Genomic DNA, 22401 nt, shown 5'->3' on the forward strand with positions numbered 1-22401 from the left:
TTTAATTTTATTTTTTGATTAGTTATCAAAATTCAAATTGATAAAGGTGGCAACCCCAAAACGTACCCCCCCGCGCAAGTAATCAGAATTTTCAAAACCAGCCCCCATTTCTACCCTGAAAATTCTAAACAGATTGTCTAAGGAATACCCGACTTCCCAATAGTGCGGAGAATTGTCTGTCTTCAAATAATTCAAGAAAATATTCTCTCTTACCCCGGAGAATCTGAGCATAGGCAATTGTGTGAAAATAAACTTCCTAAACTGGTAATGTACTATCCCTGAAAAGTACTTGGTGTTTGTACTGTACATATAATAATCCATAAAGCGATAATTGGACGCTGGTCCAAAGTTTGAGAAAATAGTTCTATTCCCTCCGAAATGCTGGAAATCCGGAAAATACACTTGATCATTTGACAAAAATGCCCCTGCGGTAAGATTGAAATCCAACTTTCCGCTGACTCCAAAGGTGTAGGTGTGCTGAATTCCCATCTCCAACTGGTCAAAATCAGCAGCTGTACCGTCTGCGGAAATCCCCCCAAAAGCCTTGTTATAACTCAACTTTAGCAGCGGAGAACGATCAGAAATCGGATACTTCCTTCCATTCCTAATCCCATATTTTATTCCTGGGCGCCATTCCAGTCCAGCATTCAATTTTAGAATATTATGGTCGCTAAATGATGCCGGATTTGTCTCCACATTCTCAGGCTGGTTCGGGGAATATTCCCGTTCTGGCTTATTATAGAAGCTGTAATTATTAGTATTGAATAATTCTGCACGCTGGGCGTAAGTCAGATTTACGCGATAGGTAACCCCACCGTTTACCCGATGTGCCCAATAGGCCTGGGCAAAATCCTGCTCATAAAGCTTCATGTAATTTTGCCGGAAAAACAGGGAATACAGGGCATTTACCTGCTCATTAATAGGCTCTCCGCCATTGAATTGGTCAATATATCGACCTCCTTTTATCCCAAAGGTGGTACCTGAGATTGGCAAAGTGCTTGACCAGCGGAAGTCGACTTTCCCATAGAATCTGTCACTCGAAAATCCATAGCGCAACTCAGGTTCAACATTAAAGCTTTTACGATGCACGCTCACACTATCTGCAAGTTTCGTCTCTGATTGTTTTCTATAAAAGAGTCCCATTCCAAGCTTGAAACCCTCCACCGTATTAAAGGATATCTTGGTCCAATTTTGTTTAAAACCCAGGGAAGCTCCATTGCCCAAGCTGTAGGAAGCACCGTTCATGAAGTCAAGCGGTTTATATTTCCTCCTTGCTTTTTTGGCTATGGAGTCTACATCACTCAGCTTCGCAGCTTCCACTGTGGCCAAGCTATCGTCACGCTGATACCCCTGAATCTCACTCTCAGTCAACGGCACGGGACGAATACTATCCCAGTAAGCCTGATCGTATTTTTTAGCCATCGAATCCACCTCATAATAGCTTTCCTGCACCACATCCGGTTCTTCCAGCTCCTTTATGGACTCCTTCTCATATTCATTCAGCAGCTTGCGGTATTCCTTGCGTGTCTTGGGTTCTTCCGTAGCGAGCTGTTCCAAGGCAGAGACCGACTTATTAAATTCCACTGCATTCTCAGGTATCTCCTGAACCTTCTCGTCAATAATTTCAGGTACAATTTCAAGGTCAGGATTCAGTTCTATTTCATACTCACGCGTAGAGGCCAGGTACTTAAAATTCCCTTCAAATCCCAACATCTTTCCTCCAAAATCATAGGTATGCGTCAGTGGCATCCAGACATTTTCAGCGACAGGCGCGTACTGCTGCTTGGCCTGAATCTGAAATCCAAGCAATGAAGTCTGCAGGTTCAGACTATGAATAGCCCACAGATCCTCTATAATATAGATAAACCCCTCGAACACCTGCTCACCTCGGGATCTTGGTGTCACTCTGATTTTATTAACTACCACATTCTGATCGAGAAAACTTCCTTCATACCGGAATTTATAATACTGGAAAGCAGACCTGGAGAGAGGCGAGATGATCCCATTGATTTTCTCCTGATAAAAAGTGGTCTGAATATAAGGTGCCGGAGAAGTGGATTGATTATCTCCATTTGTCCGGATTGAGATCACTTTTTCTTCCACTTTATTCGGTTGGGTGAAGGTGATTCTCGACACCGACTCAGAGGTATAAGCCTCATTTAGCTTTAGACCTTCTTTTTCTATGGTTTTCCTTAGAAAAAAGGGCGCATCCGTTAGTTTTCCTGTTCCTTTCAGGTATACAGTCATACTGTACTTCTGGATCTGAAGCCTGTGATATTTTGCTTTTGCTATGGCTTTACGCATGATGGTCAGCGCAGGATCTTCTGCCCCAGCCCTCACTTCCACCTCAGCCAAGGTATAGTCCTGCTGTTCCAGCACGAAGTCTTTAACGATCCATTCATCTGCTACTATAATCGTCTCAAGCTGGGATTTGTAGCCTAGGTATTGAACCAACACATCATAAACACCCTTCGGAAGTTTGTACTCATAATTGCCTTCCTCATTGGTAGGCACGCCATCACCCAGATTTCGGATATAGACTGAGGCAAAAGCCAATGGCTCTCCTGAAGCAGATTTCACTTTTCCCCTTATACCTTGGGCGCTTGTATGATTGACAAACAATAATGATGTAAAAGAAATGCTTAAGAAAAGAATTAAGTGTACTTGTTTTTTCATAAAAGTTGGTTTGTATCTCAAGATAAACAGCTTTTCAAAAACGGACTTTATCTGTCCGTGGTTTTAAGATGATTTAGCAACAGAATCCGATGTTGGATGCCGGGTGTCTGGCGCCTGCTCGTTTATGCTTTGCCTACCCGCAGATATGTCACCCTTGTGACTTGGCCATGGTGGGGCCTTGTCAGAGGATCGCATTATACACAGCACAAGTTGGGAGGCTTGTTCTTTAGTCATGGCAGCTGCTGGAGAAGTAGCCTAATAGGGGACAAAAACTTATCATGAGTTTTTCATTTTCAGACCGCTCTTTATTGAAATTTTTAAAAATGTTTTTAACTGGTAAAAATCCATTTTGAACGGGAGGATTATTTTTTCCAATTTTTAAAAAAAACTCTGTTCCATGATATTTCGAAAACAGAAATCGATTTCCATTAACATTATGACAGACAACTATCGCTTTTATTATACAATTCCTAAAATTTACATTATTCTGTTAAACTATTTTCTTCATCCTTTACTTCGAAAAAATGTTAATAATTGCAAAATTTAAATTATTAGCAGACTTTAGATCCCGAAATAATATGCTATCCAGACCTATTTCAATCTTATCAACCAATAAACCTTATGATAAACTATTTACAAAAGCCAAAAGCGTTTCTCCTGACCCTGGCGCTAATCTTCTGCGCTGCTCTTGTAGCTAACGCCCAAAATAGGACTGTTACCGGGACGGTGATGGATCCAGCTTTCGGAGAACCCATCCCAGGAGCTACCGTCCTGATAAAGGGCACCACCCGGGGAGTACCTACCGACATTGACGGCACCTTTACTATCGAACTGCAACCAGGGGATAATATACTCGTGGTTTCCTTTGTGGGCTATATTCCTAAGGAAGTGGAAGTAGGCAATCAGACTAACCTGACTATAAATCTTGAAGAGGATATTCAGAGCCTGGAAGAAGCCGTGGTGATTGGCTATGGATCACAGGATAAGAAAGAAATTACCTCTGCAGTGGTTGGGGTGAAGCCAGAGGAATTCAACCGGGGTAATATTGCCAATCCTGCACAGCTTCTACAAGGAAAAGTAGCCGGTCTGTCCATCACCAAACCAGGGGGAAATCCAAATGGTGGTTTTGAAGTCAGACTTAGAGGCTTATCGACTTTTGGAGCAAACTCCTCCCCGCTGGTGGTACTGGATGGAGTGATCGGAGCATCATTAGAAAATGTGGATCCCAATGATATTCAATCTATCGACGTGCTGAAAGACGGTTCCGCAGCGGCTATCTATGGAGCAAGGGGCTCTTCTGGGGTTATATTGGTCACCACAAACAGGCCGAATAACCGGGAAGGAACTACTAATGTTAACATCAATTCCTATGGAACTATAAATCAAGCTACCAATCTTATCCCCACACTTTCTGTGGAAGAATTTATCGAAAGAGGGGGAACGGATTTTGGAAGCCGTACGGACTGGAGAGGAGAAATGCTCAGCAACTCTTTCTCTTCTTCCAACAGCGCCAGTATTTCAGGTGGATTCAATAACACCAACTACCTTGCTTCGGTCAATTACCGAGACAACAAGGGGGTAATCAATGGAGTTGAAAATAAACGACTTAACGCAAGACTTAACTTACGTCAGGGAGCCTTGGACAATAGATTACGCTTCAACATCAACCTTTCTGTCACAAACGAGGACCAAGAAAGGGTCAATAATGACGCATTCAGATATGCCACCATTTACAACCCTACTGCTCCTATATTTGAGGATTCTGAAGATGCTGCCAAGTATGGAGGCTATTTCCAGCGCTCAATCACTGATTATTTTAATCCTATTGCCCTAGTCAATCAGCAAAAGTTCGTCAGTGAGATTAAGTCCTCACTTTTCTCAGCTTTAGTAGAATATGATATCCTGGATAGGCTTACGCTTTCTGCGCAATATTCTCAGGATACCCGGAATGAACTTAATGGTAACTTTTGGGCAAAACAGGATTTTGCGGTAGGATTTGGCGCAGGAGGATCTGCACAGCGAATTACAAATGACAGGCTCCGCCAAATATTTGAATCAACGCTACGCTACGAGCACGATTTTAATAACAACCTGAATATGACACTCCTCGGAGGGGTGGGAATGCAATCCACCAAAAACCAGGGCTTCAATGCCAGGTCCAGACAATATCTCTTTGATACGGGGTGGGACAACCTGGGAGGGGGCTCTATCCGTGTAGGAAACAACACAGAAATGTCTTCTTACGCTAACGAAGATCAGTTAAACTCTTTGTTCGGTAGAGCTAACTTCAATTACAGAAACACCTTCTTCTTCTCAGCTTCAGTGAGAGCAGAAACCTATTCAGGTTTTGGGGCAAATAACCAAACGGGGGTTTTCCCAGCTTTTAGTTTAGGTTCGGACTTCAATCAATTATTTGATATGGGAGTAATCAGTCAGTTTAAACCAAGGGTATCCTTTGGGGTAACAGGAAACTTACCCCCATCTCCCACCCTTGCAATTGGTGCGTTCACGAATGGAAACAGAGTTGATCTTGACGGAGACCCTCAAACAACCAATGATCTCTATGTAAGCCTTGTTCAGAGTTCTAATCCAAATCGTGATCTGAAGTGGGAAAGTAAACAGGAGTTAAACTTCGGTATTGATTTCGGCATTTGGAATGACAAAGTGGCGGGTAGTGTAGATTATTACATCCGCAATATATCTGATTTGCTTTTCAATGTTCCTGTATCACCTGGTACTCCAAACCAGTTTGACCCGGGCAGATTCAATACTGTCGCTTCCACCTGGGTGAATTTGGCAGATCTTCGGGCTGCCGGATTTGAATTTGCTGTAGGTGTAAACTCCATTAATCTTGGACGCGTGAATTGGACTCCAAATGTAAATTTCACAATTTATGACAAAACGACCATTGAGAGCTTCTCTTCTGGAGACCTGGGCTTCGATGAGCTTCGCTACGCCACCCCAGGTTCTCCGGGACAGAATAGCAATCCAATTATCTACAATAGGGTAGGTCAAACTCTGGGAGATACTTATGGGCCAATATTAGAAGGATACACCGAAGACGGCGATTACATACTCTCAACAACAAACCCGGATGAATTTGAAAAAGTTGGAAACGGGCTTCCAAAAGGAGAATTTGGTTTTGCCAACAGATTCTCCTACAATCAGTGGGATTTCAGTTTCTTCCTTAGAGGTGTTTGGGGGCACACATTATACAACTCCTATAGAGGATTCTATGAAAATGCTGACGGCGGATCAAACGCCTATAACTCAGTAATTACTGATAAAACCCCTACCAATCCATTAGTAACAGCTGCACCTACTTATAACAGCTCCTATGTAGAAGACGCGTCATTCGTGAGATTGGACAATTTAGAACTGGGTCACAATTTCAAGACTAATTCTAAAAACATCAGTTCATTACGACTCTACTTTGCCGCTCAGAACCTATTTACGATCACAGGATATACCGGTGTGGATCCTGAGGCCAGACTGACTGATGCCAATAACACGAATGGTTTCACCACAGCACTATCACCTGGAATCGAACGGATGAATACCTATTTTCAGATCAGGTCATTCACTTTAGGGCTATCACTTAATTTCAAATAGTTAAAAATACATAGCTATGTCAAACTATATAAAAAACATCTGCCTTTTGAGCTTAATTGTGCTTATGGGCGCCTGTTGGGAACTGGATCAAGAAGTGCTTGACGGAGTCACCCAAGAGCAGATCAATAACAGTACGGACCCAAATTTGATCCCAGTATTAAAAGCCTCTGCTTATTCAAGAATCATAGGTAGCTGGGGTGCAAGTGGCGGAATCTGGTCATTGCATGAAGTTTCTTCCGATGAAGTGGTAGTGCCTACTAGGGGCCCTGACTGGCAGGATGGTAATGCCTGGGTGAGACTTCACCGCCATACCTGGGAGCCATCCGAGCCTTCGATTAGCGGGACCTGGGATTATTGCTATACAGCTATTGGAGAGATCAATAATCTTATAGTACAGTATCCTAATTTTCCTGAATTGAAAGCAGAATTATCAATCCTAAGAGCATTGGTGTATTCATGGCTTATAGATGTCTATGGAAATGTCCCTATTTCAACCGAAGATGATCTCGGGTCAAATCCAACTAACAGTTCAAGACAAGAAGTCTTCGATTTTATTGAAAATTCAATTTTAGACAACATTGACCTGTTAACCAAAGAGGATAAAAAAACCGTCTTGAATTACTATTCCGCTAAAGCGATATTGGCTAAGCTTTACTTAAATGCCGAAGTTTACACCGGCACCCCGAGATGGGCAGATGCAGAAGAAGTAGCGGACGAGATCATTGCGAGCGGCGTGTATTCACTTTCCCCTAACTACTTTGCCAATTTTGCAACCATAAATGGAGGATCTTCAGAAAACATTCTGACCCTTCCTTATGATGCGAATAATGCTACAGGATTCAATCTTTCTATGATGACCCTACATGCATTGAACCAGCAAACTTATGATTTGCAAGAGCAGCCATGGAATGGCTATGCTTCACTGGAAGAGTTTTACAATACGTACGAAGATGAGGATGTGAGAAAAGACAACTTCATAGTTGGCCCTCAGTTTTCCTCCTCTGGAGCCAGGTTGAATGATGCTTCATTTGAGCCAGAGGATCCTGATGGGGCCCCACTTACATTCTCACCAACCATCCGGGAACTAACCCCAAAAGCTTTGAGACAAGATGGGGCCAGAATCGGCAAATTCGAATTTGCTCCCGGATCAAACAGTAACCTTAGCAACGATTACCCGCTTTTCCGATATGCGGATATCATGCTGGTAAGTGCAGAGGCAAAATTCAGACAAGGCAAAGTGGCCGAGGCAACAGACATCGTGAATCAAATCCGTGCGAGAGCAGAAGTAGAACCATTTACCAATATGACGCTGGAAGATATCTACGATGAAAGAGGCCGGGAAATGTTTGCTGAAGCTACTAGAAGAACAGATCAGATCCGCTTCGGAAAATTCAATCAGCCATGGTGGGAAAAAGCGGCCTCTGAGCCTTATAGAAATATTTTCCCTATCCCTCAGATACAAATTAGCACTAACCCTAACCTGGTTCAAAACCCTGGCTATTAATTAAATTTTGAATTATTTTGGAAAGGAAGGGTGCTGTTAACAGTACCTTTCCTTTTTTCATAATATCACATGGCTTCCAGACTAATCCTTTCATTGATACTCCTTGCATTGGCGTCTTGCACGCAAGAAAAAATCAAGGATAAAATGCTTTTTGAGCTTTTGGAAAGTGATCATACAGGAATAGAATTTCGAAATGACCTAGCCTATACCGAACATGTTAACCCTTATACTTTTAGAAATTTCTTTAATGGAGCCGGAGTTGCACTCGCAGATATAAATCAGGATGGTTTGATCGACATTTTCTTTGCAGGTAACCAGACTTCCAACAAACTATACCTCAATCTTGGAGGCCTGAAATTCAAGGACATTACCAGCTCAGCCGGCCTGGAAAGCTTAGGTATCTGGTCCACAGGCGTAAGTATCGCCGATGTGAACGGGGATACTCTCCCTGATATTTATGTTTGTAAATCGGGCCCGCTGGGAGCAGAAAAAAGACACAATGAATTATTCATAAACAACGGTGATCTGACTTTTTCCGAACAAGCCAAATCTTACGGACTTGATGAAATAGGCTTGTCACAACACGCCGTATTTTTTGATTTTGATAAAGATGGGGACTTAGATATGTACCTGCTCAGCAATTCCCCTAGGTCAGTAGGCATCTATGATCTCAGGATCGGGCAGCGGGAAACCCGCGATCCTGATGGAGGCAATAAGCTTTTCAGGAATGACGGCGGAAGATTTACCGATATCAGTGAAGGGGCAAATATCTACGGAAGCAGCATAGGCTACGGACTTGGAGTAACGGTCGCAGATCTCAATCAGGATTCATGGCCTGATTTATATGTGTCTAACGATTTCTTCGAACGGGATTATCTGTATCTCAATAATCAAGATGGTACTTTTACTGAGATGCTTCCAGCGCTTATCCCTGAGACGAGTTTAGGTTCCATGGGGGCTGATATCGCAGATCTGGATAACGACCTTCTTCCCGACATCTTTGTGACAGAAATGCTTCCTGCTACTTTGGAAAGAATAAAAACCAATACACCACTTGAAGACTGGGATAAATACCAGGCAAATATAAACGCGGGCTATCACAGTCAATTCACTAGAAATACGCTTCAAAGAAATCTTGGAAAAGATCCTGTTACTGGACTGCCGGCGTTTATAGAAGTTGCAAGACAAGTTGGGGTAGAAGCTACTGATTGGAGTTGGGGAGCTTTGATCTTCGATGCGGACAATGATGGATTCAAAGATATTTTCGTGGCAAATGGAATTGTGAAAGATTTGACGGATTTTGACTTTGTGGATTATTATTCGCACAACCAGGATAAAATAGCCTCCAATAAACGTGACTCCACATTATTGATCAATATGATAGATCAATTCCCTTCCAGTCCTCAAAGAAATTATTTGTTTAAAAACCATGGAAACTGGCAGTTTTCAAGCATCGCAGATTCAGCTGGTCTTTCATCGCTGACATTCAGTACAGGATCGGCATATGCTGATCTGGACAATGACGGAGACTTAGATCTTGTCATTAATAATCTAAATGATGAGGCATTTATTTATAGGAACAATACCAATGAACTTGGTTTAGGCAATTATCTTCAAGTAGATTTAGGCCAAAATTTCGGTGCCCAAGTGACATGTTTCGTGGGGAAAAATTCTTATTACCAGGAATATCAGCCTGTTAAAGGATATATGTCTTCCGTGGATCCTAGACTTCATTTTGGATTGGGCCAGGCAAGCCGAATAGATTCAATTCAGATTCTCTGGCCAGGGAGGCAGCGAAGTCTACTGAAAGACATTACCGTAAACCAGCTCCTGGTCCCAACAGCTGACGACAGCGGGAAACCTAATGAAGAGGATCTTTTAAGTAAGACGCTTTTCACCGAAACCAAAAGCGAGATCCCATTTAAGCACATTGAAAGTAATTTTATTGATTTTGATAGAGACAGGCTTCGTTTCTGGATGATATCCAATGAAGGCCCGAAGGCAGCCAAAGCAGATATCAATAATGATGAATTGGAAGATATCTTTATCCCCGGAGCCAAAGGACAGGCCTCCGGTTTGTTTACCCAATCGACTTCAGGCCAATTTGTCCCGGTAAATACAATGCTTTTTGAAAATGATTCCCTTGCCGAAGACATTCTAGGTCATTTCTTTGATGCCAACGGAGATGGGCACCCTGACCTTATAGTAGGGGCAGGTGGAATTGAGTTTTCTGACCACTCCCCTTATTTCCGGGACCGGCTTTACCTCAATGATGGAAAGGGAAATTACTCCAAATCCAATGTAGTATTCTCTCCAAAGCCCACTTCATTTATTGTGTCCACTGACTTGGATGGAGACAAGGATGAAGATTTGATCGTAGGCTATCGTTCTGTGCCTTTCGCCTATGGGATACCTACTGGTCTGGAAATCTGGCATAATGACGGCAATGGAAACTTCACTAATACCACTTCCTCCTATTCGGAATCACTGAATTCACTAGGGATGCTGACAGATGGAAAGTGGGTGGATTTGGATCAAGATGGCACCATGGAACTGGTACTGTCCGGTGAATGGATGCCTGTGCGGATTTTTAGTTTTATAAACGGAGATTTCATTGAAATAACTTCCCAAGCTGGTTTAGAAAATACGAGAGGGTTATGGAACACGCTGTTGGTAGATGACCTCACTGGTGATGGATTGCCGGATATCTTTGCCGGAAATACCGGTCTTAACACAAGACTTCACAGCTCTCCATCAAACCAGCTTCAATTAGTCATCAATGATTTTGATCAAAATGGGGCAATTGAGCATATTTTAGTCTCAAAGCAAGATGGGAGATCCATTCCCTGGGTTATGAGAAATTCCCTTCTTAAGCAGCTACCGGGTTTGAGAAAGCAACTTTCAACGTATGACTCCTACAAAAACAAAAGCCTGGAAGAACTTCTTCCAACTACCATTCTCTCGAAATCCATAACTTTAACCGTGGACAAGCTCGCCTCAACTCTTTGGGTAAATCAAGGCGATGGTACGTTCAAAGAAGCATTGCTTCCACAGGAAGTCCAATCTTCATCAATCTACTCAATTGTAAAAAGCACTACGAAAGATAGCAGGAACCTCCTTATTGTAGGGGGAAACCAAAGTAAGATAAAACCAGAATTGGGAAGCCAATTGGGAAGCTACGGATGGGTGATGCAACAAAATAAAAATGGCAGCTGGGAAATAGCAAAGCCGCAGGAAAGTGGTTTGAAAGTAAATGGGGAAATTCGCAGCATGCTGCAAATAGCAATTAAGGACAAACCACATTTACTGGTTTTCAGAAACAATGAGGCTCCTATGATTTTAGCAATTCCTTAGTCGGACAAATACAAATTGACAACTCCAGGCAATGGATAAATAGAATACTGTATAGCTGAATGAAGGGATTTTCGACACCCCTGAGCTTGCCAGGTATCACAAAGGCGTTCACCAAGCAGAAATTCATAGATCCTATAGGTGAAAAGTCTGATATTAAATTCTGGAGTATAGAATTACAACTAAACTACAATAACAATCTAATTGAATTTAAGAACAATGCTATACCAAAGATTTTTAAGATTCCGTAAAAAAGGCACAGGTAGAACGATAATTAAACAAGCCCTTAATTTGACGGTTCTTTTTCTCCTCTTATCCTGTAAAACCGAGTACCAAAAACTAGAAGAAACTGAGCTTGCCTCAGGAAAAGTAGAGAATGGATTGTTTTTGGGTCTGGAACTCAAAATGAGCAAAAAAAAATTCTTTGAAACATGTTGGGAACTAAATAAACAGGGCGTTTTGGTCAATGGTGCATCGGAACTTTCAGTAGTCTACAGCCTTGACATGCCTTCGGGTAATGCTGCCAAAATGCAATTTTATCCTGACTTCTTTGAAGATAACATATACCTTATGCCTATGGAATTTTCTTATGAAGGATGGGCGCCTTGGAATGAAGAATTATCCGCAGATAAACTTTTAGAAGATACAATAGTACTGCTAGAAGAATGGTACGGAGAAGGATTCATTGAAGTGTCCAATGAAGATCGGACCCAGGTTGCTTTTGTGAAAATGGATGGAAATAGGAGAATACGGGTATTTAAAAAACACTTGTCGCGGGTCAGAGCTGAAATTGTAGATCTGCCGGTTCAAAAAAAGATGGAATGAGATCACTATTGAAAAGTATAATTTGCCTAATCCTATTTTCTCTTCTTTTGGCTTGTACAGAGAAAAAGAAAAAAGAGGTACCAACCCTATTTGAATCACTACGCGCTGACTATACCGGAGTGGATTTCAGTAACGATCTTACTTACGATGAGGAATTCAACATCTTCACCTACAGAAACTATTATAATGGAGGGGGGGTAGCTTTAGGTGACATAAATAACGACGGATTACTGGACATCTTTCTTACTGCAAATCTGGGGGACAACAAATTATACCTGAATAAAGGAGAATTTAAGTTTGAAGACATTACAGAATCCGCTGGCCTGGCAGGTACCCAGGCGTGGAGCACAGGAGTCGCTATGGCAGACATCAATGGCGATGGATTTCTGGATATCTACGTCTGTAATTCCGGGGATATTGCCGGTGACAATAAGCAAAATGAACTTTATATCAATCAGGGTGACGGCACTTTTACCGAGCAAGCTGAAGAATATGGGCTTGCAGATAAAGGGTTTTCCACCCATGCAGTTTTCTTCGATTACGATAAGGATGGAGATCTTGATGTCTATCTTCTAAATAACAGTTACCAAGCTATTGGCAGCTTTAATAAGATGCAAAATGAGCGTCCTAATCGTGACCCAGTGGGTGGCGACAAATTGTTTAGAAATGACGATGGGAAATTCGTCGATGTCAGTGAAGAAGCAGGCATTTATGGGTCAATTATAGGCTTTGGACTAGGAATCACCATCGGAGATGTCAATCAGGATACATGGCCGGACATCTTTATCTCCAATGATTTTTTCGAAAAAGACTATCTATACATCAATAATCAAGACGGCACTTTCACTGAATCATTGGAAAAATCAATGCGCTCTATTTCGGCTGCATCCATGGGGGCAGATATAGCAGATATCAATGGGGACGGTTTGCTTGATATTTTTGTGACCGATATGCTTCCTGAGCCACAGGCAAGGCTCAAGCAGGTAACGACATTTGAAAATTGGGATAAATTCAAATTCAACAAAAATCACGGCTACCATTATCAATTCTCCAGAAACATGCTCCATATCAATAATGGAGATGGAACATTCAGTGAAATGGGCAGGATGGCAAATGTAGAGGCTACAGATTGGAGCTGGGGCGCCTTGATTTTTGATATGGACAATGACGGCAGGCGTGACCTGTTCGTCGCCAATGGAATCTATCAGGATATCACCGATTTGGACTACCTGAATTTCATAGATAATGAAGAGACAAAAATCAAAATAATCTCTGAGGATGGTGTGGATTATAAGGCATTGATTGACCCTATACCTATCAATCCTGTCCCGAACTACGCGTTTAGGAATTTGGGGGATTTAACTTTTGAAAACGCTTCTTCCGCTTGGGGATTTGGTGAGCCAATACATTCCAACGGGGCTGCTTACGGTGATTTGGACAATGATGGCACGCTGGATTTGGTCGTCAACAATGTGAACAAACAGGCTTCTGTATTTAAGAACACCGGACGAAAGTCCAACCCTGACTATCATTCGCTGCAGATTAAACTCGTGGGAAAGGGCAAAAACACCCAGGCTATTGGAGCACAAGTGAAACTACTAATCGGAGACCATCTCATCTACACTGAACAAATGCCGAATAGAGGATTTGAATCCTCTGTAGACCCTAAACTGACAATTGGCCTTGGGGAAGCCAAGACGGTAGATAAAGTTGAAGTTCTCTGGCCGGACGGCCGTATTTCCGTTGCCAAAAATATTCAGGCGGACAATTTACTTACCCTGAAATGGGAGGACTCTAACCGGTTGGCCGAGAGCGAAGACTTTTTCGGGAAAAGCCCTACTAAATTTTTCAGGAAGGAAATAAACACTTCCATCGATTTTTCGCATGAAGAAAATCCCGCAGTAGACTTCGACCGCGACAGGCTGACTTTTCACATGTATTCCACAGAAGGTCCTGCTTTTGCAAAAGCTGATGTAAACGGCGACGGATTTGATGATTTGTATTTTGGGGGAGCCAAAGGATTTTCGGGAAAGTTGTACCTCGGGTCAAGCACTGGGAAATTCACTTTATCTGATCAAACCGCATTTTCTGTGGATGCTATTTCTGAGGATGTTGATGCCGTTTTCCTTGATGGCAATCTGGATGGCTTTATTGATTTACTTGTATTGTCCGGGGGAAATGAATCGGGACTTAACACGCCGGAGCTGGCAGACAGACTATATCTCAACGACGCCAAGGGCAATTTCACCAAAAGTTCCCAAGCAGGGTTCAATGCAAAACGGGGCAGCAGCTCGGTTGCCCAAGTTCTTGACCTCAACGAGGACGGAGCACCGGATTTGTTCATCGGAGGAAGACTGGTCCCTTTTGTGTATGGCGCTCCGGCGAGCAGCAGCATTTGGATCAATGATGGCAAAGGCAACTTCACAGACCAAACTTCTACTTTCGCCCCCGAGATGAAAGAAATAGGGATGATTACAGATGCCAAAGTAGTCGACTGGGACGGCGATGGAATGCAGGACCTTGTGCTGGCAGGTGAATGGACTGCCCCGGTTTTCTTTAGAAATACAGGAAGCAAACTTCAAAAAATCGAAATGCCGGAATTAGACAATTTAAAAGGTTGGTACAGGGTACTTGAAGTGGCAGATTTAGATGGCAATGGATTTCCCGATTTGATTTTAGGGAACAATGGTTTGAACTCACGATTTAAGGCCTCGAAAACTACGCCCGTGAAAATGTACTTAAACGACTTTGACCAGAACGGGTCCATTGAACATATTTTCACCCGACAAGAAGGAGAAGCTCAGATTCCCTATACTTTAAAACACGAATTGGAAAGACAAATTCCTTCCGTGAAGAAAAAGTACATGCGCTACAGCAACTATAATAACGAGAAACTGGCCGACATTTTTTCTCAGGAGATACTTGAAAAGTCAATAATAAGTGAACTCAACAGCCTAGAATCAGGTGTGCTGATGAATGAAGGCAATGGCAAATTTTCATGGAAGCCATTTCCGCGGATGGCTCAACGTTCTTATGTTTTTGCAATCCAGGTTACTGACCTCGATAAAGACGGTAAAATGGACCTTATCTTAGGGGGGAATCTATTCAATGCCAAACCTGAGGTAGGTAAATATGACGCCAGTTATGGCGATGTACTACTTGGAAAAGGAGACGGTACTTTCCGCTATTGGCCAAATGCTGAAAACGGACTTCAGCTAGAAGGAGACATCAGGGCATTTGCAGAGCTTGGTGAGGGTAAGCTTTTGGTAGTTAAAAACAGTGCATCAGCAGAAATCTGGAACTATTGAAATGAAAAAATTCTCTGCTGCAATTTCACTTGGGCTTGCGCTTCTTTTATCCTGCGATACCAAAGAAGAGAATAAACTCTTTGAATTGATGCCTTCAGAATCCACTGGTATTGATTTCGAAAACAGCCTTAGCTCTTCAGATTCCCTCAATATCCTTGAATACCTATACTTTTATAATGGTGGAGGAGTAGCAGCGGGAGATATAAATAACGATGGGCTGGTTGATCTATATTTCGCAGCTAACCAAACGACCAACCGCCTTTACCTCAACAAGGGCAACTTCCAGTTTGAAGACATCACAGAATCCGCAGGCGTAGCTACAGACGGAAGCTGGTCTACCGGTGTGACGATGGCTGACATAAACGGAGATGGAATGCTCGATATTTATATCTCTCAGATCGGGAACTATAAGGGTTTATCAGGGAAGAACCGGCTTTTCATCAATCAGGGAAACAATGAATTTATTGATCAGGCAGAAGAATATGGCGTTGATTTCGTAGGATTTAGCACCCAAGCAGCTTTTCTCGATTACGATAGGGATGGCGACTTGGACCTATATCTATTGAATCATTCCGTAAAATCGCCCGAAGTATTTACCTCTGCCGACCAACGACAAAATCCGGATGCTTTGGGCGATAAATTGTTTAAAAATCTGCTTTCGGAAGGAAATATTGGCTTTGAGGATGTGACCGAGGAATCAGGTATTTACTCAAGTATTTTGGGTTTCGGACTTGGAATAGCAGTAGCAGACATCAATGCAGATGGCTGGCCGGACATTTACATTTCCAATGACTTCACCGAGAACGATTACCTCTACCTCAACCAACAGGACGGGACTTTCAGTGAATCGCTGGAAAAATCAATCGCCAGTACAAGTCGATACAGCATGGGAAATGACCTAGCGGACATCACCGGCGATGGATTACCGGAAATAATCACGACAGACATGCTTCCTCTTGCGCCTGAGATATGGATGAAATCCGTTGGTGAGGACAAGGCGGAAGTCTACCAGATCAAAAAACAGTTTGGCTATGCCGACCAATATGTTAGGAACCATCTCCAGTTAAACCAGGGAAAGAAAGGGTTCAGCGACATCGCTTTATTTGCCGGTGTGCATGCTTCAGACTGGAGTTGGTCGCCACTGATTTTTGACATGGACAATGATGGATTAACGGACATTCACATAACCAACGGGATTGAAAAGAGACCGAATGATCTTGATTTTATCCAGTATAGCCAACAAGCGGATCCCAACCTAAACCCAGAACAGTATCTTCAAACGCAGATCGAAATGCTGCCAACTGTAAAATTGCCAAATCTTAGTTTTCAAAATATGGGAAACTTAAAATTTGAAAATCAGGCAGCTTCCTGGGGGCTGGATCAACCTAGCTATTCCAATGGCTCTACTTACGCGGATTTGGACAACGACGGAGATCTGGATCTGATTATCAACAACCTTAACCAGCCCGCATTTATCTACCAAAATCATTCTGAGAAATCCGGTAATTCTTTTCTTCGCGTCAACCTTTCAGCTAACGGATACAACCCAGGTGCGTTGGGCACCAAAGTTGGGATTCATAGTAGTGAAAAGAGTTTGTTTCAGCACTATTCGGGAAGTAAGGGTTTTATGTCAGCTACCTCATCTACCTTGGTCTTTGGATTGGGAAAAGCGCAGACTATAGATTCTGTTTCAGTAACGTGGCCAGATGGGCTAGAAGAAATTTTTCCTTCCTTCAAAATCAACCAAACAATCCACCTTACCCAAGGAGAAGGCAAGCCGATAAAAAAATCTGAGAAGCTTGAAACACCATCTTCATTTCCTCAAATCCCATGGGAACATCGGGAAAAAAACATGCTGGACGAAACCAAGCGGGAATACCTGATTCCCAGAAGTTTTGCCAGCATGGGGCCTGCCTTGGCAGTGGGAGATGTAAATGGCGACGGGCTCGATGATATTTTTGTTGGAGGTGCCCAGGAGCAATCAGGCGCACTATTCCTTCAACTTCCTGACGGGAATTTTGAAGAAAAAGAAAATGAAATCTTTGATCGGTTAGCCAAAGCTGAAGATGTAGTAGCTGCGTTTGCGGACTTCAATGGAGACCGAAACCTGGATCTGTATGTTGGGAGCGGAGGAAATGAACATTCAACGGGTTCACTATTTAATTCGGACAGGGTGTTTTTTGGGAATGGCAAAGGAGATTTTCAATTTAGCCCCATGTCCCTTCCTATGCTAGGCGAAAATACATCTGCACTGGCATTAGTGGATATAGATGCAGATGGCGATGTGGATGTTTTTGTGGGGAGTTCGGTGGTAAGCGGAGATTATGGAGCAAGTCCAAAAAGCATGTTGTTTATCAATGAGGGCGATGGTAAATTTCTCGATAAAACCGAAGAGTGGTTTGGTCCCAACACAGACTTCGGAATGGTAAATTCGGCTGTTTGGTCAGACTTGGACAAGGACGGAAAAAGTGAATTGGTGTTGACAGGCGATTGGCAGGGTATCAGGATTTTTGAAAATAAAAGAGGAAAGGAGTATACTGAAAAAACAGCAGTTGGGCTGGAACACTCTTCAGGATGGATTCAAAGTTTGGAAATTGCAGATGTCAACGGGGATGGCAGACTGGATATTTTGACTGGAAACCTCGGGCTCAATACTAAACTAAAAGCGAGCCAAGATAAACCTGTTTGGCTTTACCACGGGGATTTTGATCAAAATGGCCAAGCAGATCCCATCCTATTCCACTACATGGAAGAGCGCCTGGTTCCATTTGCTACTCGCGATGACCTGATCAAGCAAATCCCGGGAATAAAAAGAAAACATACCACCTATCAGGAATTTTCTACAATTGCTGAACCTACAGATTTATTTGGAGATGAAGTGCTGGAGCAAGTAGCTAAATACCCTGTTTACGAATTTCGTTCTGGCGTATACTTTCAACAGGCTGACGGCAGCTTTGTCTTTGAACCATTCCCGGATTCTGCTCAACTGTCCCCTATTCTTTCTGTATGCTGGGATGAGGAATCGGGGACAGTTTTACTTGGGGGTAATTTTTCTGATTTTAGGGTAGACCTGGGAAAAAATTTGGCTTCAGCTTTTTCATCTTTACGGTGGAGAGAGGGTAGTTGGGAAAACCAGGAATTACAAAGTACGATTTCACCAAAATCAGAAATTAGAAACATCAAAAAAATCACGGTTAACCACAGGGCTTTCGGGGTAGCAGGAAGCAATTCAGGACCTTTATATTGGATCAAACTTGATTAAACCCCTTTGTTACTTCCCTAATTTCCAATAGCTTTGGAATCCAAACAGAATGAATTGAGTTCCGATTTATCAAGCTTCAACGTGATTTTGGCTTCTAAAATCACAAAAAACAAATCCCAAAATATGCGTACCGTAAAATTCATGCTCTTTTCAGGAATTCTCCTGATTGCTGTCTCTTGCACAAAACAAGTCGATTATTCCCAGGCCATCACGGATGGCCACTACATTAGCGAAGCTCAAGATAGAATCACAGAAGTGATTATCCACGATATTTTCTCTCCGCCTGTGGCGACGAGAATCTACACTTACGCCTCTCTTGCTGCCTATGAAGTTGCTGCCTCTGTCGACCCTGAATACGCCTCACTTTTGGGACAATTAAACGGATCAGAAAAGGTGATTTTTACTCCTTCGGAAAAGGTTTATCCTCCTTTAGCTTCACTGGCAGCCTATTATTACGTGGGAACAGGATTGATATTCTCAGAGGACATGATGAATGAGCATAGAGACGCTACGTTTGCAGCTTTGAGGGAAAAAGGAATTCCCGAGGAAGTCTTCGAAGCCTCCATCGCTTTCGGCAAAGAAGTAGGTGATGTGATCAAAGCCTATTCCTCAAAGGACAATTATCACCAGAGCCGCTCTTTCCCTAAATTCACCGTAACTGGCGAAGAGGGAACCTGGCAGCCTACCCCACCCGCCTACATGGAAGCCATAGAGCCCCATTGGAGTAAAATCAGAACCTTTGTGTTGGACTCAGCCTCCCAGTTCAAACCTTTACCCCCTCCGCCGTTCTCTACAGAAAAAGGAAGTGAGTTTTACAATGTTGCCCTGGAGGTCTATAATGCCGATATCAATGCCACACAGGCCCAGAAAGACATTGCGCTATTTTGGGATTGTAATCCATACAAAATGAATGTAAAAGGCCATGTGATGTTTGCTGAGAAGAAAATCACCCCTGGCGGTCATTGGATGAGTATCGCTGCAATAGCTTCCAAAGCAGCCGGAAGGGATTGGAAAGGCACAGCAGAAGTGTTTGCTATGACCGGAATTTCCCTTAATGAGGCCTTTATTTCCTGTTGGGATGAAAAATACCGCAGCAACCTAATCAGACCGGAAACCTACATCAATCAACATATCGACGAGCAGTGGGTTCCACTGTTGCAAACCCCTCCATTTCCTGAGCATACCAGCGGACATAGCGTGGCCTCGGCTGCTTCGGCTTATACATTGGCCCAACTTTTCGGCGATGAATTCCATATCGTTGATAGTTCTGAAGTGGCTTATGGTCTTCCTGTACGGGAATACGAGTCTTTCTCCCAAGCTGCTGAAGAGGCTGCATTAAGCAGATTTTATGGAGGGATTCACTATCGCCCAGCTATAGAATACGGCATAACCGAAGGGCGGGATCTGGCAAAGTTCATCTGGACAAAAGTGGATACCAAGTCAAAAAGTGTAGCAAGCAACTAACCAAAAAGGATCCGCCATCGCGGGTGCTTTTTGGTTCCAACTTATGAAATCCTGATCAAGATTGAACTCATCACCCCTTCTGTTGTTTTTATTCCAAGAGATATTCTGTACCTTCTCTTATCACCTTTTTGAATGGGATTTTTCCTTTTCTTGTTTTTAAACTATTCCTTTATGTCAAAAACCATTATCGTTTCCAATCGTCTTCCTATCAGTCTAAGACACAGAAATGGCCGATTTGAATTCAAACCAAGTGCCGGAGGATTGGCCACAGGCCTAGGATCTATCTACAAAGAAGGAGAAAACATCTGGATAGGCTGGCCGGGAAATACCGTGGATGATCCGGAACAGCGGGCAGAAATCATTCTCGAACTTCATGAACTTAAAATGGCTCCGGTCTTCCTTTCCAAAGAGGACGTAGAACAGTTCTACGAAGGATTCAGTAACGAGACACTCTGGCCAGCATTCCATTATTTTACCCAGTACATGGTTTACAACCCTGAACACTGGGAAGCGTATGTGCGGGTAAATCAAAAGTTTTGCGATGCTATATTAAAAAAAGCTGGACCTGAGGACACGATCTGGATTCACGATTATCAGTTGTTGCTGCTTCCCCAAATGCTACGGGAAGTACTTCCCAATGCCACCATCGCATTTTTTCAACATATCCCATTTCCTTCCTACGAGATCCTGCGGATGATCCCTTGGAGAAAAGAACTCCTTTCAGGTGTATGCGGGGCAGATTTAATCGGTTTTCACACCTATGACGACATGCGTCACTTTCTAAGTGCTGTGGGGAGAATCACTGGACTATCTAACGAAAGTGGGTACATCCAAGCTGAAAATAGAATCATCAATGTCGATTCTTTCCCTATGGGAATTGATTACCACAAGTTTGCCAAACAGGCCAAAAGTAAAAGAACGCTCCGCTTTGTAGAAGAATTCGGCAAGCAGGTGGAAGATCAAAAACTACTGCTTACCATCGATAGGCTGGATTATTCGAAAGGAATCCCCCAGCGCATCCAGGCCTTCAACCAATTGCTGGAGCAGCATCCAGAGCTTCACGGCAAAGTGTCCATGATCATGATCGTGGTCCCGAGTCGCGACAAAGTACAATCTTACAAGGAACTCAAAGAAGAAATCGACCTCTTGGTGGGACGGATCAACAGTGAATATTCCACCCTGAACTGGGTACCCGTACATTATTTCTATCGCAGCTTCCCTTTCGAGGAACTCAGCGCATTCTATAACATGTCAGATATCGCACTGGTGACTCCACTGCGCGACGGGATGAACCTGGTCTGCAAGGAATTTGTGGCAAGCAAAACCGACCAGACCGGCGTATTGATCCTTTCGGAAATGGCGGGGGCTTCCAAAGAGCTCCAGGATGCCATCCTTGTCAATCCAAATGATAGACAGGGCGTGGTCGATGCGATCTACAATGCGCTCTCAATGCCCCAGACAGAGCAAATTGCCAGGATGAGTAGCATGCAGGAGAGTCTTAAAAAGTACGATGTTTTCCAGTGGGTTAAAGTGTTCATGGATCGCCTGGATCATGTAAAGCAAAAGCAAGAAGAACTTACATCCAAAGACGTGGATGCCAAGGTGATGAATGAGATTCAGACCAGTTTTAAAAAAGCCAAGAATGCTATTTTGTTCCTAGACTATGACGGAACATTGACTGGTTTTCATTCAGACCCGCAAAAAGCATTGCCTGATACGGAATTGAAGGAGATCATCTCAGATCTAAGCCCCAAAGCTCAGGTTGTGATCATCTCAGGAAGAGACAAGGATACCCTGGGCAAATGGTTTGAAGGACAGGATATAGACATGATCGCCGAGCATGGGGTGTGGGTGAAAAGGAAAGAGGACAAGAAGACTGATTGGGAACTCTATGCAGAAGTAGAAGACTCATGGAAGGATGACATCCGAAAAGTGATGGAATATTACGTCCTGCGAACTCCCGGGGCATTTATCGAAGAGAAGCATCATTCCCTGGTTTGGCATTACAGAAAAGTGGAAAGCGGGCTGGGAGATCTTAGAATGCGCGAGCTTTTCAGTCATTTGAAATACATGGCAAGAGGTTATAACCTACAGGTATTGGAAGGAAATATGGTATTGGAAATCAAACGTCCGGATATCAACAAGGGCCGTGCGGCCACAGCGATGATGAAGGGAATAGAATATGATTTTGTACTTGCCATCGGTGACGACTGGACAGATGAAGACACCTTCAAGGCAATGCCGAAAAATGCTTATTCCATCCGCGTTGGTTACGCGTACACACAAGCAAATTACAACATCAAATCATTCAGGCAGGTAAGGCAACTGCTTCAGAAATTGACTTCTTAATTGGGTTAAAAATTTAATGTAAGGGCGAAAGATTTTTCGCCCTTACATCA

The 22401-nt window shown here is 43.1% G+C and carries 9 protein-coding genes; 8 read left to right on the forward strand and 1 reads right to left on the reverse strand.

The window, feature by feature from the left end; genetic code table 11:
- Positions 1 to 18: 18 nt before the first annotated feature.
- Entirely contained in the window at positions 19 to 2676 is a 2658-nt protein-coding gene (locus AS141_RS20000) for a DUF5686 and carboxypeptidase regulatory-like domain-containing protein (protein WP_057939475.1), read from the reverse strand.
- A gap of 621 nt (positions 2677 to 3297) precedes the next feature.
- Between AS141_RS20000 and AS141_RS20005 the strand changes: the two genes are divergently transcribed.
- The 8 genes from AS141_RS20005 (at position 3298) to AS141_RS20040 (ending at position 22351) form a co-directional block, all read left to right on the forward strand.
- Positions 3298 to 6288: a SusC/RagA family TonB-linked outer membrane protein gene (locus AS141_RS20005; RefSeq protein ID WP_057939476.1), complete on the forward strand. Its 2991-nt coding sequence runs from the start codon at positions 3298 to 3300 to the stop codon at positions 6286 to 6288.
- A 16-nt stretch (positions 6289 to 6304) separates the two neighbouring features.
- Positions 6305 to 7792: a RagB/SusD family nutrient uptake outer membrane protein gene (locus AS141_RS20010; protein WP_057939477.1), complete on the forward strand. Its 1488-nt coding sequence runs from the start codon at positions 6305 to 6307 to the stop codon at positions 7790 to 7792.
- A 69-nt stretch (positions 7793 to 7861) separates the two neighbouring features.
- Positions 7862 to 11146 (forward strand): VCBS repeat-containing protein, encoded by a 3285-nt coding sequence (locus tag AS141_RS20015; protein ID WP_057939478.1) that lies wholly within the window; start codon positions 7862 to 7864, stop codon positions 11144 to 11146.
- A 216-nt stretch (positions 11147 to 11362) separates the two neighbouring features.
- On the forward strand, positions 11363 to 11968 hold the full coding sequence (locus tag AS141_RS20020) for a hypothetical protein (RefSeq protein ID WP_232424971.1): 606 nt from the start codon (positions 11363 to 11365) through the stop codon (positions 11966 to 11968).
- On the forward strand, positions 11965 to 15276 hold the full coding sequence (locus tag AS141_RS20025; RefSeq protein WP_057939479.1) for a VCBS repeat-containing protein: 3312 nt from the start codon (positions 11965 to 11967) through the stop codon (positions 15274 to 15276). The genes AS141_RS20020 and AS141_RS20025 overlap by 4 nt, the downstream gene beginning before the upstream one ends.
- Before the next feature lies 1 nt (position 15277).
- Positions 15278 to 18538, forward strand: a complete 3261-nt coding sequence (locus AS141_RS20030; protein WP_057939561.1) for a VCBS repeat-containing protein — start codon at positions 15278 to 15280, stop codon at positions 18536 to 18538.
- Positions 18539 to 18661: 123 nt separating this feature from the next.
- Positions 18662 to 20002, forward strand: a complete 1341-nt coding sequence (locus tag AS141_RS20035) for a vanadium-dependent haloperoxidase (RefSeq protein ID WP_057939562.1) — start codon at positions 18662 to 18664, stop codon at positions 20000 to 20002.
- Between the two features lie 171 nt (positions 20003 to 20173).
- On the forward strand, positions 20174 to 22351 hold the full coding sequence (locus AS141_RS20040) for a bifunctional alpha,alpha-trehalose-phosphate synthase (UDP-forming)/trehalose-phosphatase (RefSeq protein WP_057939563.1): 2178 nt from the start codon (positions 20174 to 20176) through the stop codon (positions 22349 to 22351).
- Positions 22352 to 22401: the final 50 nt, after the last annotated feature.

The sequence above is a fragment of the Algoriphagus resistens genome, from assembly GCF_001442615.1.
Classification (GTDB): domain Bacteria; phylum Bacteroidota; class Bacteroidia; order Cytophagales; family Cyclobacteriaceae; genus Algoriphagus; species Algoriphagus resistens.